Here is a 12,999-nt window from a genome sequence, read left to right on the forward strand (position 1 = left end):
AATTCGCGGCATCCTTCCAGGATGCCGCCCAGCGGGGTCGAGCGTTCAATTCGTCAGTTGCAATTTCGAGAATTTGTTGGCGATCTGCTGGAACACGTTCGGCAATTTGTTTGGATCGTTGACGGCATAGTAGTCGCTGGGATCCGAGGCGCAGGCGCTGTAGAGCGTGCGGTTGGCGGCGGTGTCGGATTGCAGCACCATCGTGTAGATTTCGGCGCCCTGCTTCTTCAGCTGCGTGCAGACGCTTTTGGTCCATCCGTCGACATTGCGCGCGGCGGTCGTCTGGTTGTCCGATCCAAGCCGACCGGCAGCGCCATAGTCTGAGCCCGCGAGAAAACCATAGGACGTATAGTCGGACTTGGTCGTCTCGTTGCTGGCGCCGTAGACGACATTCTCGCCGTCGGTGAGCAACATGACGATCTTGCTCACCCCAGGCGTCTTCCAAGGCGTCCCCTCGGCATATGGCGCACTCGGCGACAACACTCGCTGGCCCCAGGCCAGGCCCTCGGAAACATTGGTGCCGGACCCCGCCCATGCAAGCATCTTGGCGGCCTCGTTGCGAAGTTTTGTAAAGTCTTCGGTCAAGGGGACGATTGGCGAGGGACAGGACCGGTTTGGCCCCACCGTCAATTGCAAGGCGTTTGGATCGTTTGTGACCGCGGTGGCAATGGCGGTGTTCTGCGGCGCCACATATTTGGCGACTGTTTCAAGATCACCCCGCAAAAGCCCGGCAGCACTTCCAAGCAAGCCGCTCAGGTCTATTCCGAGAATATTCAGTCCGCCATTCCGAGCAAGTTTGGCCTCGTCGGGGGCGTCGTCGATAAAGGAATTGTTGTAGTGATAGGCATCGTTTGAATAGCCGCTGGAAGGTCTCGTCCCCTTTCCCGGACTGTCCGGCGCGAAATAAGGCACGAACAGAGTGTCAGGGTAACGTGGATCAGGCGGCGTATCGGCGATATTAAGGACACCAGGCCGCGCCTCGACGCAGCCTTTCCAACCCGTATCCTCCCCCTTGCCGTCCTTCCACCCCGTCAATTTGGCGGCAGAGGCCGGATCTTTCATCAACTGCCTGAACAGCGCCATATGATTGGGACGCTTGTCGTTGATGACGGGGAAATTGATTCCATTGGTGGATGACTTGCCGTCCATGTCGATCCAGGACGGGTCGAACCCGTCGCCGTTGACATTGACAGCCGTGACGAAGGGGACCAGCGCCACGCGGACCTTGCGCGTCGGTGATTGCGCCGCTTCCAGATATTTGAGCAGATTGTCCGTCGCTGTCTTGAGGGCAGCAATTTTGGCGCCGGCCATCGAGCCGGTGTTGTCCAGAACCAGCACGACTTCGAGCTGGTTGTTCGATTCGACCGCCGAGGCATCGACCACGATGTGCCTGCTCTCACCGAGCAGAAAGGCGAAGTTCAAATCGACGTCAGCCGAGGCGACGGCCTTCGTCTTGACGAAGTTGACGCCCCTGTCGACCGTCAACGTGGCCTGCGCATTTGTGAGTTCGCCATGTCCGGCTACGTTGGCCTGGAAATAGCGGTTGAAGGCGTCGGTGCGGGTGATGTCCAGATCGCCGAGATGCGAGGAGGCGAGATTTGCCGCGTCGAGCGCATTCTGCAGGTTGCTCTTGGCCCGCATGATGGTAGAGACATCGGCTGCGAAGGCCACCGCCGACAGGATGGCCGGCAAGCCGATCCCGAGCAAAAGCGCGAAGTTGCCGCTTTTCGAGCGCCAGAATTTCTTGAGAAGCATCCTTACCCCCGGAAATGCCTAGCCCGTTGCTGACAGCGGGATGCCGCTTTTTGCGCCAGACATGATGAATCGGCGGTTGATGCCGGGGCCGCAACCCCATACAACCTGTCATGGTGGTTAAGGCCTGGTTTCCGGGAACCACGGAGTCCTGTTTCCGCACATGCCGGTTTTTCCGGCCCTGCGACATCCGGGATTGCCGCTTGCTCTTGCCTTCCACGTGGATTGCTATATAGACGCCGCCAATCTGCCGGTCCCAGCTGGGGGCTGAACGGAGGGCCGGAGGTTTTCGAAAACCTTCGCGTGAAGCCAGAAGCGCTTCCGCCTCCCGTGTCTCCGCTCTCGACCGTCTCGTCATGCTCCTTTCTTCCCCGCTCCTGGCGGGTCAGAGAAGTTGCAGAGGCTTTTGCCGCCGGGAACCGGGAGAGAAACGAAGAAAGGCGAAAAGACATAATGGCTCTTTACGAACATGTGTTTCTTGCCCGGCAGGACCTCTCGCAGCAGCAGGTCGATGCGCTTGTCGAACAGTACAAGGGCGTCATCTCCGCCAATGGCGGGTCCGTCGGCCGGGTCGAGAACTGGGGACTGAAGTCCCTCACCTACCGGGTCAACAAGAACCGGAAGGCATACTACACGCTGATGGATCTTGACTGCCCGCCGGCAGCGCTCAACGAAATGGAGCGCCAGATGGGCCTGTCCGAGGACGTGCTGCGTTTCCTGACCATCAAGGTCGATGCGCATGAGGAAGGTCCCTCCGCCATGATGCAGAAGCGCGAAGAGCGCTCGGAACGCGGCGGCTTCGGCGACCGTGACCGCGGCGACCGTGGTCCGCGCTCGTTCGGCGACCGTGATCGCGGCGATCGTCCGCCACGCAGCTTCGGCGGCGACGCCGGTGGCGATCGTGGTCCGCGCCGTCCGCGCGAAGGCTTTGAAGGGGGTGCAGAATAATGGTCGACATCAACCAGATCCCGACCCGGCGCCCGTTCCATCGCCGCCGCAAGACCTGCCCGTTCTCGGGCGCCAACGCGCCCAAGATCGATTACAAGGACGTGCGCCTCCTGCAGCGCTATATTTCCGAGCGCGGCAAGATCGTGCCGTCGCGCATCACCGCCGTCAGCCAGAAGAAGCAGCGCGAGCTCGCCAAGGCGATCAAGCGCGCCCGCTTCCTCGGCCTGCTGCCCTACGTGGTTCGCTAATCCTTGACGCGGGCGGCTCCGCCGCCCGCTTCTGTTCCACGGCGACGGGCGCCGCTGGATTACTCATCAAATCCCGAGTTGAGGTCAAAAGCCTCTAACTGCCGCGACAGGCAGGACAGCGACACCGGCGGCAACGCCCTTTTGCTTCCTGACCTGTTCCAGAGAATTCGGCACCGATCCCTTGATTGGCGCCCTAACGAAAGGAACAAAACCATGGAAGTCATTCTTCTCGAACGCGTTTCCCGCCTCGGCCAAATGGGCGATACCGTCAAGGTCAAGGACGGCTTTGCCCGCAATTTCCTGTTGCCGCAGGGCAAGGCGCTGCGCGCCAACGAAGCCAACAAGAAGAAGTTCGAAGGCCAGCGCGCCCAGCTCGAAGCCCGCAATCTCGAGCGGAAGTCCGAAGCCTCGCAGGTCGCCGAACAGCTCGACGGCAAGAGCTTCATCGCCGTTCGCTCGGCCGGCGAGACCGGCCAGCTCTACGGCTCGGTGTCGACGCGCGATATCGCCGACCTGCTGACGGCAGAGGGCTTTTCGGTCAACCGCAACCAGATCCAGCTCAACCAGCCGATCAAGACCATCGGCGTGACCAATGTGGCGATCGCGCTGCATCCGGAAGTCGAGGTCACGATCACGCTCAACATCGCCCGCACGGCCGACGAAGCCGAGCGGCAGGCCAAGGGCGAGACGCTGACCACCGCCGAGGCCATCTATGGCGAGGACATCAACGACAATGCCCGGCCGGAGAACTTCTTCGACCCGAACGCCGAGTTCGAGGGCGGCGAAGAGAACGCCTGACATCGGCGCGGCGCGCCTGCCGGCGCGCCGCATTCGGCTTCGGCCTCAATCAGTTCAATCAGACTGGCAGCTCCAATCAGACTGGCAGTTCAAGCCAGACTGGACCAATGCCCGGGTTCACCACCTGGGCATTTTTGTGCCAAAAGGAACTTTTCGAAACCCTATATATTGATGCAGAGTAGGACAGCCTGTCTGACCGAGAGGGGACATTTGGGTCATGAATATTCTGTTGAAACGCGTTCTGGACCGCCTGGTGCGCACAGGCAATCTCAAGGTGACCGGCCCACAGGGCACGACATTCGTGTTCGGTGACGGCAGCGGCGAGCCGGTGCACCTGCACATCAAAACCAGGCACGCCGAGCGCGCCATTACCTTCGATCCGATGCTGGCCGTGCCGGAAGCCTACATGGATGGCGAACTCGACATCCTCGAGGGCGGCGTCCTTGGCCTGATGCGCATCGCTTTCCAGAACATGGGCAGCGGCGGCATCGACGCGACGTGGTCGAAAGCCATCGAAGGCCTGCGCCACGCTTTCCGCCGCCTGCAGCAGATCAACACCGCGTCGCGTTCGCGCCGCAACGTGCAGCGCCACTATGATCTGTCGGGTGACCTTTACCGGCTCTTCCTCGATGAGGACATGCAGTATTCCTGCGCCTATTTCGAGCAGCCGGACATGACGCTGGACGAGGCGCAGGCAGCCAAGAAGCGCCACATCGCCGCCAAGCTCAGGCTGAAGGCCGGGCAGACGGTGCTCGACATCGGCTCCGGCTGGGGCGGGCTAGGCCTCTACCTTGCCAAGGCCTTCGACGTCGACGTACAGGGCGTGACACTGTCGACCGAGCAGCACGGCGTCGCCACCGACCGGGCGCATGCCCAGGGCCTGGAAAACCACGTTCACTTCGAGCTGAAGGATTACCGCGAACTCAACGAACGCTTCGACCGCATCGTTTCGGTCGGCATGTTCGAACATGTCGGGGTCAATCACTACCGCACTTTCTTCGACAAGAGCGCGACGTTGCTGAAGCCTGACGGCGTCATGCTCCTGCACACGATCGGCCGCTCCGGCGTGCCGTGGGCGACCAGCGCCTTCATCCGCAAATACATCTTCCCGGGCGGCTACATTCCCGCGCTTTCCGAAGTCATGCCGGCGATCGAGAAGTCAGGCCTCGTCGTCACGGACATCGAAATCCTGCGGCTCCATTATGCCGACACGTTGAAGCATTGGGGCCAGCGCTTCGCCGCCAACCGCGACAAGGCCAAGGCGATCTATGACGAGCGCTTCTGCCGCATGTGGGAATTCTATCTGGCAGCCTCGGAAGCCGCCTTCCGCTGGCAGGATCTGGTCATCTTCCAGATCCAGCTTGCCAGGAAGAACGACACCCTGCCGATGGCGCGCGACTATATGGTCAAATGTGAAAAGGCGCTCGAAATGCGCGACATGGGCCATCGCGAAGCGGCTCTGGTCGAAGAGCCCGCCAAGCCCGCCCGGCGCCGCAAGGTGGCGGAGTAGGAACAGACCGCTTTGCCGCATTGGCGCTTGCCATTCCCGGCTCGTGCCCTGAAAAAGGCCTCGTGATCGTCGCGAGGCCTTTTTCATGACCTACCTCCTCTATGCAGCCGCGGCGCTCGCCGAGATCGCTAGCTGTTTTTCGGTGTGGGCGTGGTGGCGGCTGGAGAAATCGCCGCTGTGGCTGCTGCCAGGTTTCGTTTCGCTCGTTCTCTTCGCCTGGCTTCTGGCCCTGGTGGACACCGGCGCGGCCGGCCGCGCCTATGCCGCCTATGGCGGCATCTACATCGCGGCGTCACTGGCCTGGCTTTGGCTGGTGGAAAGCGTGCGTCCCGACCGGTGGGACCTTGCGGGGGCGGCGCTCTGCATACTCGGTGCCTCTGTCATCCTGCTCGCACCACGAGGGGCATGAGCCGTGGAACTGCCCGCCCCGCTTCGACAGGCCGTCGACCGTGCCCTCGAAAACGTGCCGCTGCCGGTGCTCAGGCAGGCGGCGAAAACCCTGTCGGACCGTTACCGCGCCGAGATGCGCGACGGCCGCCTGCATATGGCGCAGGATATGGCGGTCAAGGCTTATCTGGCGACGCGGCTGCCGGCGACCTATGCCGCCGTCCGCGCCAGCCTTGACGCGGTGAACGAAGCCCAGCCGGAATTCGCGCCGAAAACCCTGCTCGATGTCGGCGCCGGCCCGGGCACCGTGCTTTGGGCCACGGCTGACCTGTGGCCCGATCTTCAGCATGCCGTTTTGCTGGAGGCCAGTGCTGCGGTGCGCAAGGTCGGCGAGGCGCTTGCCGCCGATGCGATCGCTGCCCGGATCGCCTGGCAGGCCGGCGATGTGACCATCGACCTTGACGGTTCGCAGCCGGCGGACCTCGTCACCTGCGCCTATGTGCTGGACGAGATCACACCGGCATCACTGCCCAAAATGGTCGATCGGCTGTGGCAGCTCACGACAGACACGCTGCTGATCGTGGAGCCGGGCACGCCGGCGGGCTGGCAGCGTGTTCTCGCGGTTCGTCGGCAACTGATGGAAGCGGGCGCGCATGTACTGGCACCTTGCCCGCACGAAGCCCCCTGCCCGCTCATCCCGCCCGACTGGTGCCACTTTTCGCGGCGCGTCGCCCGCTCGCGCCTGCACCGGCTGGCCAAGGACGCCGAAGTGCCATGGGAGGACGAGAAGTTCATCTATGTCGCGGCTTCGAGGCAGCCGGCGCCAGTCCGCGCGGCGCGGGTGATCGCGCCACCGAAAACCGGCTCGGGCAAGGCGGCGCTCAAGCTTTGCCGGCCGGACGGCAGTGCCGGAGAGACGCTTTTCAGCAAGCGTGACGGTGAACTGTTCAAGGCGGCACGGCGGTCGGACTGGGGCGATGTGCTCGATACAGCGTAGGGATTCGGGTGACGATCGTTCTTGCTTTGTTCCAAACCGTCGCGTAGAATCAGCACCTTGTCGAGTCAATCGGAATCAGGGCACGGGAATACTGTCCTGTGGACGGTTTTTTGTTTCTGTGAACAGTGGGCATCAAATCTGCTTGGGTGATAACTGTTGCAGATAAGTCAGCACTCAACTTTCCGATTCTGATATCGAGAGACCGGGATCGAAATCGGGGACATCATGGCAGAGGCAGCGCGGAAATTCGGCGTGGCGGAGCAACCGCTCTATCGCGAGGCGCCGAACAACATCGAGGCGGAACAGGCGCTGCTCGGCGCGATCCTGGTCAACAACGATGCCTTCTATCGCGTCTCCGACTTCCTGAAGGCCAGCCACTTTTACGAACCCCTGCATCGCAAGATCTTCGAGATCGCGGCAGAGCTCATTCGCATGGGCAAGGTGGCAACGCCGATCACGCTGAAGACCTTCCTGCCGGCCGACGAGAAGGTCGGCGACATGACGGTAGCACAATATGTCGTGCGCCTGGCGGTCGAAGCCGTCACGGTCGTCAACGCCGCAGATTACGGTCGCGCCATCTATGACCTTGCGACGCGTCGCGCCCTGATCACCGTCGGCGAGGACATGGTCAACATCGCCTATGACGCGCCGGTCGACATGTCGCCGTCCGAGCAGATCGAGGATGCCGAACGGCGCCTGTTCGAGCTGGCCGAAACCGGACGCTATGACGGCGGCTTCGAGAGCTTCACCGACGCGGTCAAGACCGCGGTCGACATGGCCAACGCCGCCTACATGCGCGACGGCCACCTGTCGGGGCTGGCCACCGGCATGCGCGACCTCGACCGCCGCATGGGCGGCCTGCAATCGTCCGATCTGATCGTCCTTGCCGGCCGTCCGGGCATGGGCAAGACGTCGCTCGCCACCAACATCGCTTTCAACGTCGCCGAGGCCTATGTGCCGGCGCAGCAGGCCGACGGGTCGTTCAAGGCGGCGAATGGCGGTGTCGTCGGCTTCTTCTCGCTCGAAATGTCGTCGGAACAGCTCGCGACCCGTATCATCTCCGAACAGACGGAAATCTCCTCCTCGAAGATCCGCCGCGGCGAGATCACCGAAATGGACTTCGAAAAACTGGTCGCCTGTTCGCAGACCATGCAGAAGATCCCGCTGTTCATCGACCAGACCGGCGGCATCTCGATCGCCCAGCTCTCGGCCCGCGCCCGGCGCCTGAAGCGCCAGCGCGGCCTCGACCTCATCGTCATCGACTATATCCAGCTGATGCAGGGCTCCAGCGCCAGGGCCTCGCAGAACCGCGTGCAGGAAATCACCGAGATCACCACGGGCCTCAAGGCACTGGCCAAGGAGCTCGCGGTGCCGATCATCGCGCTGTCGCAGCTCTCGCGCCAGGTTGAAAGCCGCGACGACAAGCGCCCGCAGCTCTCGGACTTGCGCGAATCCGGCTCGATCGAGCAGGACGCCGACGTCGTGATCTTCGTCTACCGCGAGGAATACTACCTCAAGAACCGCGAGCCGAAGCTCGGCACCGACGAGTACATCAAGTGGGAAAACGAGATGAACGAGATGCGCGGCAAGGCCGAGGTGATCGTGGCCAAGCAGCGTCACGGACCGACGGGCACGGTCACGCTAGCCTTCCACGGCGAATTTACCCGCTTCTCGGATCTGGCGGAGGAACATCATATCGCGGAAAGGTTTGAGTAGCTTTTTTGACTCACCGTCACGCTCCGTCACACCCCCTCTGTCCCGCCCACCTATCCAGCATCGGCGATCCCGAAGCAGGCCTCGCTAATGGCTAAATCCCGCGTCCAGTTCATCTGCCAGAACTGCGGATCGGTGCATCAGCGCTGGGCCGGCAAATGCGACGCCTGCGGCGAATGGAACACGCTGGTCGAGGAAGGTACGTCCGGCGGCATCGGTTCCGGGCCGGCCAATACGCGCAACGCCCGCAAGGGCCGCGCGGTGGTGCTGACCACGCTTTCCGGCGATATCGAGGACGCGCCGCGCATCGTGTCGGGCATCGGTGAGCTCGACCGCGCCACGGGCGGCGGCTTCGTGCGCGGCTCGGCGCTGCTGGTCGGCGGCGATCCCGGTATCGGCAAGTCGACGCTGCTCACCCAGGCTGCTGCTGCCCTTGCCTCGAGGGGCCACCGCATCGTCTATGTCTCGGGTGAGGAGGCGGTCGCCCAGATCAGGCTGCGCGCGCAGCGCCTCGGCGTCGCTTCCACACCGGTCGAGCTTGCGGCCGAGACCAATGTCGAGGATATCCTTGCCACGATTGCCGACGGCAAGCGGCCGGACCTGGTGATCCTCGATTCGATCCAGACGCTGTGGACCGACCTCGCCGATTCGGCGCCCGGCACCGTCACCCAGGTGCGTGCGGCCGCCCAGGCGATGATCCGCTATGCGAAATCCACGGGTGCTGCGATCGTGCTCGTCGGCCATGTCACCAAGGAAGGCCAGATTGCCGGCCCGCGCGTCGTCGAGCACATGGTCGACGCCGTGCTCTATTTCGAGGGCGAAGGCGGCCATCACTACCGTATACTGCGCACCGTCAAGAACCGTTTCGGGCCGACCGACGAGATCGGCGTCTTCGAAATGTCGGACAAGGGGCTGCGCGAGGTTGCCAATCCGTCCGAGCTGTTCCTCGGCGAGCGCCACGCGAAATCGCCGGGAGCGGCGGTTTTCGCCGGCATGGAAGGCACAAGGCCGGTGCTGGTCGAAATCCAGGCGCTGGTCGCGCCCTCCTCGCTCGGCACGCCGCGCCGCGCCGTCGTTGGCTGGGACGGCGCCCGGCTGTCGATGATCCTGGCGGTGCTCGAGGCGCATTGCGGCGTGCGCTTCGGCCAACAGGACGTCTATCTGAACGTAGCCGGCGGCTACCGCATTTCCGAGCCCGCGGCCGATGTGGCGGTGGCGGCCGCACTGGTTTCCTCGCTCACCGGTCTTGCCCTTCCCGCCGATTGCGTCTATTTCGGCGAAATCAGCCTTTCTGGCGCCGTGAGGCCGGTTGCGCATGCGCAGCAGCGTCTCAAGGAGGCCGAAAAGCTGGGTTTCGCAAGCGCGGTTCTGCCCTTGGGCAGCGAGGAACTTGCCGGAGGAATCGGGGCCGGCGCTTTCCAGCCCACCGAGCTCGCCGACCTCGTGGCGCGCATAGCCGGCTCACGGCGCAGCCGCGCCAACGACGAAGAATGACGGGCTCACCTGGTGGTGAGCGACAGGGAGTGGGGCGACAAAGATGCCGATAACGCTGCTTGACGGAATTCTCGTCGGCTTCACCCTGGTCTCGGCGATGCTCGCCATGGTTCGCGGCTTTTCACGCGAGGTCCTGTCCATCGTGTCCTGGGCGGCGGCGGCCGCGGCAGCATTCTTTTTCTACAAGCCCGTCCTGCCCTACCTGAAGCCCTACATCGACAATGAAAAGATCGCCATGGCGGCCTCCGCCGGCGTCGTCTTCATCATTGCTTTGATCGTCGTCAGCGTCATCACCATGAAGCTCGCCGACTGGATCATCGATTCCCGCATCGGCGCGCTCGACCGCACGCTCGGCTTCCTCTATGGCGCCGCCCGCGGCATTCTGGTGGTCGCCGTGGCCCTGCTGTTCTTCAATTGGCTGGCCGGCGCCAAGGCACCGGCCTGGGTCACGGAGGCCAAGTCGCGGCCGCTGCTGGAGCAGATCGGCGCCAAGCTCGAAAGCCTGCTGCCCGAGGATCCGGAAAACGCCATCCTCAAGAAGCTCAATCCGAATCAGCCGGCCGCCGAAACGCCCGCCGCACCGGACGCACCGGCCACGGATGCCCCGGCGGGAGGGGACGATGCCAATGCGCCGGCTCCTGACGACAGCGATGCCGGAACGCCTCCCGCGGACAACGCGCCGGCCAATCCGGCCCCGGCGGCGCCGGCGAATTGATGAGTGATCGGGCGCCGCAGAACAGGCGCCCGAGACTGGCGGTGATCGTGAACCATCGCCGGGCGCGTTGCTTTTACGGCGCTGTCGCCTTATATGGCGATTTTAGCGGAGCTTGAGCCCCATGGCAGACGCAGACCACGTGCTTTCCGCGGAAGCTGACGATCACTTCCACGACGAATGCGGCGTGTTCGGCATTTTCGGCCGGCAGGACGCGGCGGCCATCGTCACGCTCGGCCTGCACGCGCTGCAGCATCGCGGCCAGGAAGCGGCCGGCATCGTCTCCTACGACGGCACCCAGTTTCATGTCGAACGCCATGTCGGCCTGATCGGCGACACCTTCACCAAGCAACGCGTCATCGACAGCCTGCAAGGCAATCGCGCCATCGGCCACACGCGCTACGCCACGACCGGCGGCGCCGGCATGCGCAACATCCAGCCCTTCTTCGCCGAACTGGCCGATGGCGGTTTTGCCGTGGCCCATAACGGCAATCTGACCAACGCCATGACCGTGCAGCGCGCGCTGCAGAAGCAAGGCGCGATCTTCTCCTCGACCTCCGACACCGAGACGCTTCTGCACCTCGTCGCCACCAGCAAGGAGCGTGATCTCAACTCGCGCTTCATCGATGCGGTGCGCCAGGTCGAGGGCGCCTTTTCGCTGGTGGCGATGACGGCCAAGAAGATGATCGGCTGCCGTGACCCGCTCGGCATCCGCCCGCTGGTGCTGGGTGACCTCGACGGTGCCTGGATCCTGGCCTCCGAAACCTGCGCGCTGGACATCATCGGCGCGCGTTTCGTGCGCGATTTGAAGCCCGGCGAAATGGTCGTGGTTACCTCCAAGGGCATCGAAAGCCTGTTCCCGTTCGAGCCGCAGAAGACCCGCTTCTGCATCTTCGAATATGTCTATTTCGCACGCCCGGATTCTTCGGTCGAAGGCCGCAACGTCTACGAGGTGCGCAAGCGCATCGGCGCGGAACTCGCGCAGGAAAATCCCGTCGAGGCCGACATCGTCGTGCCGGTGCCGGATTCCGGCACGCCGGCGGCAATCGGTTTTTCGCAAGCCGCGGGCATTCCCTTCGAGCTCGGCATCATCCGCAACCACTATGTCGGCCGCACCTTCATCCAGCCCGGCGATTCGATCCGCCACATGGGCGTCAAGCTGAAGCATAACGCCAACCGCCGCATGATCGAGGGCAAACGCGTCGTGCTGGTCGACGATTCCATCGTGCGCGGCACGACCAGCCAGAAGATCGTGCAGATGGTGCGAGACGCCGGCGCCAAGGAAGTGCACATGCGCATCGCATCGCCGCCGACCAGGGCCTCCTGCTTCTACGGCGTCGACACGCCGGAAAAATCGAAGCTTTTGGCATCACGCATGTCGATCGAGGAGATGGCCGAATTCATCCGCGTCGATTCGCTCGGCTTCCTGTCGATCGACGGACTCTATCGCGCCGTCGGCGAGGCCAACCGCGACAACGAGCAGCCGCAATTCTGCGACGCCTGCTTCACCGGCCAGTATCCGACCCGCCTGCTCGACTTCGAAGGCCACGACAATGTGCGCACGCTGTCGCTGCTGGCGACGAGCGGCGCATAGGATTGCCGCACTGCCAGTTGCCATAGCCATATTTCCGGAATCTATCGCATGACCTTCGACCTTTCCGGCCGCGTTGCGGTCGTCACCGGCGCCTCGCGCGGCATCGGTTACTTCATCGCCAGGGAACTGGCTGCCGCTGGCGCCCACGTCATTGCCGTGGCGCGCACCGTGGGCGGGCTGGAAGAACTCGACGACCAGATCAAGGCCGAGCGCGCCAAAACCGGCAAGGGCGAAGCGACGCTGGTGCCGCTCGACCTTGCCGACATGGCCGGCATCGACCGCCTGGGCGGCGCCATCCATGAGCGGTGGGGCAAGCTCGACATTCTCGTCGCCAATGCGGGCGTGCTCGGCGTGATCTCGCCGATCGGCCATGTCGAGGCGAAAACCTTCGAGAAGGTGATAACCATCAACGTCACCTCGACCTGGCGGCTGATCCGCTCGGTCGACCCACTGCTGCGGCTCTCCGACGCCGGCCGGGCCATCATCCTGTCGTCCAACGCTGCTCACTCGGCGCGCGCCTTCTGGGCGCCCTACGCGGCTTCCAAGGCGGCGGTCGAGACGATGATGCGCTCCTGGGCACATGAGACGCAGAGCCTGCCCTTGCGCGTCAATGCCGCCGATCCGGGGGCCACCCGCACCGCGATGCGCGCGCAGGCCGTGCCCGGCGAGGACCCGGAAACGCTGCCGCATCCCTCCGAGATCGCCAAACGCATCGTGCCGCTGGCAAGCCCCGACCTGAAAGAGACAGGATTGATCTTCCAGGCCAAGCACAACCGTTTCGTCGCCTACCGACAGCCGGAATAGCCGCATCTTTTTTATCGGAAGAATTCGGCTCCGGGCGGCGTT

The 12,999-nt window shown here is 63.5% G+C and carries 12 protein-coding genes; 11 read left to right on the forward strand and 1 reads right to left on the reverse strand.

From position 1 onward, the window contains the following. Positions 1-45: 45 nt before the first annotated feature. Positions 46-1,755, reverse strand: coding sequence for a pilus assembly protein (locus tag FJ973_RS10895; protein WP_140555754.1), 1,710 nt, complete (start codon positions 1,753-1,755; stop codon positions 46-48). 450 nt (positions 1,756-2,205) lie between these two features. On the opposite strand from FJ973_RS10895, the gene rpsF reads away from it, so the two are divergent. The 11 genes from rpsF (at position 2,206) to FJ973_RS10950 (ending at position 12,957) form a co-directional block, all read left to right on the forward strand. Beyond that, the gene (gene rpsF / locus FJ973_RS10900; protein WP_140494463.1) at positions 2,206-2,700 is read left to right on the forward strand and encodes a 30S ribosomal protein S6; all 495 of its coding nucleotides are present in this window, start codon (positions 2,206-2,208) and stop codon (positions 2,698-2,700) included. Next, a complete protein-coding gene (gene rpsR / locus FJ973_RS10905) occupies positions 2,700-2,948 on the forward strand; it encodes a 30S ribosomal protein S18 (RefSeq protein WP_006203718.1) in 249 nt (82 codons plus the stop codon). Before rpsF ends, rpsR begins: the two co-directional genes overlap by 1 nt. Before the next feature lie 213 nt (positions 2,949-3,161). Beyond that, positions 3,162-3,746: a 50S ribosomal protein L9 gene (gene rplI / locus FJ973_RS10910; protein ID WP_140494465.1), complete on the forward strand. Its 585-nt coding sequence runs from the start codon at positions 3,162-3,164 to the stop codon at positions 3,744-3,746. Positions 3,747-3,963: 217 nt separating this feature from the next. Continuing rightward, positions 3,964-5,256: a cyclopropane-fatty-acyl-phospholipid synthase family protein gene (locus FJ973_RS10915; RefSeq protein ID WP_140520653.1), complete on the forward strand. Its 1,293-nt coding sequence runs from the start codon at positions 3,964-3,966 to the stop codon at positions 5,254-5,256. Between the two features lie 85 nt (positions 5,257-5,341). After that, positions 5,342-5,665 carry a YnfA family protein gene (locus tag FJ973_RS10920; protein WP_140555757.1) on the forward strand — a complete coding sequence of 108 codons (324 nt, stop codon included), beginning with the start codon at positions 5,342-5,344 and terminating at the stop codon, positions 5,663-5,665. Positions 5,666-5,668: 3 nt separating this feature from the next. Beyond that, on the forward strand, positions 5,669-6,640 hold the full coding sequence (locus FJ973_RS10925) for a small ribosomal subunit Rsm22 family protein (RefSeq protein WP_140520655.1): 972 nt from the start codon (positions 5,669-5,671) through the stop codon (positions 6,638-6,640). A 225-nt stretch (positions 6,641-6,865) separates the two neighbouring features. Continuing rightward, a complete protein-coding gene (locus FJ973_RS10930; RefSeq protein WP_140494474.1) occupies positions 6,866-8,356 on the forward strand; it encodes a replicative DNA helicase in 1,491 nt (496 codons plus the stop codon). A gap of 87 nt (positions 8,357-8,443) precedes the next feature. Further along, positions 8,444-9,847, forward strand: a complete 1,404-nt coding sequence (gene radA, locus FJ973_RS10935; protein WP_140494476.1) for a DNA repair protein RadA — start codon at positions 8,444-8,446, stop codon at positions 9,845-9,847. A gap of 43 nt (positions 9,848-9,890) precedes the next feature. Beyond that, a complete protein-coding gene (locus FJ973_RS10940) occupies positions 9,891-10,562 on the forward strand; it encodes a CvpA family protein (RefSeq protein WP_140494478.1) in 672 nt (223 codons plus the stop codon). A 121-nt stretch (positions 10,563-10,683) separates the two neighbouring features. Continuing rightward, positions 10,684-12,153, forward strand: coding sequence for an amidophosphoribosyltransferase (gene purF, locus FJ973_RS10945; protein ID WP_140555758.1), 1,470 nt, complete (start codon positions 10,684-10,686; stop codon positions 12,151-12,153). Positions 12,154-12,201: 48 nt separating this feature from the next. Further along, positions 12,202-12,957, forward strand: coding sequence for an SDR family NAD(P)-dependent oxidoreductase (locus FJ973_RS10950; RefSeq protein WP_140555760.1), 756 nt, complete (start codon positions 12,202-12,204; stop codon positions 12,955-12,957). Positions 12,958-12,999 lie beyond the last annotated feature (42 nt).

Source organism: Mesorhizobium sp. B2-1-3 (assembly GCF_006442495.1).
Taxonomy (GTDB): Bacteria; Pseudomonadota; Alphaproteobacteria; order Rhizobiales; family Rhizobiaceae; genus Mesorhizobium.

Bases quoted from the DNA above. Each gene is read 5' to 3' on its own strand.
- FJ973_RS10895 (WP_140555754.1), bottom strand. From the start codon at position 1,755: ATGCTTCTCAAGAAATTCTGGCGCTCGAAAAGCGGCAACTTCGCGCTT.
- rpsF (WP_140494463.1), top strand. From the start codon at position 2,206: ATGGCTCTTTACGAACATGTGTTTCTTGCCCGGCAGGACCTCTCGCAG.
- rpsR (WP_006203718.1), top strand. From the start codon at position 2,700: ATGGTCGACATCAACCAGATCCCGACCCGGCGCCCGTTCCATCGCCGC.
- rplI (WP_140494465.1), top strand. From the start codon at position 3,162: ATGGAAGTCATTCTTCTCGAACGCGTTTCCCGCCTCGGCCAAATGGGC.
- FJ973_RS10915 (WP_140520653.1), top strand. From the start codon at position 3,964: ATGAATATTCTGTTGAAACGCGTTCTGGACCGCCTGGTGCGCACAGGC.
- FJ973_RS10920 (WP_140555757.1), top strand. From the start codon at position 5,342: ATGACCTACCTCCTCTATGCAGCCGCGGCGCTCGCCGAGATCGCTAGC.
- FJ973_RS10930 (WP_140494474.1), top strand. From the start codon at position 6,866: ATGGCAGAGGCAGCGCGGAAATTCGGCGTGGCGGAGCAACCGCTCTAT.
- radA (WP_140494476.1), top strand. From the start codon at position 8,444: ATGGCTAAATCCCGCGTCCAGTTCATCTGCCAGAACTGCGGATCGGTG.
- FJ973_RS10940 (WP_140494478.1), top strand. From the start codon at position 9,891: ATGCCGATAACGCTGCTTGACGGAATTCTCGTCGGCTTCACCCTGGTC.
- purF (WP_140555758.1), top strand. From the start codon at position 10,684: ATGGCAGACGCAGACCACGTGCTTTCCGCGGAAGCTGACGATCACTTC.
- FJ973_RS10950 (WP_140555760.1), top strand. From the start codon at position 12,202: ATGACCTTCGACCTTTCCGGCCGCGTTGCGGTCGTCACCGGCGCCTCG.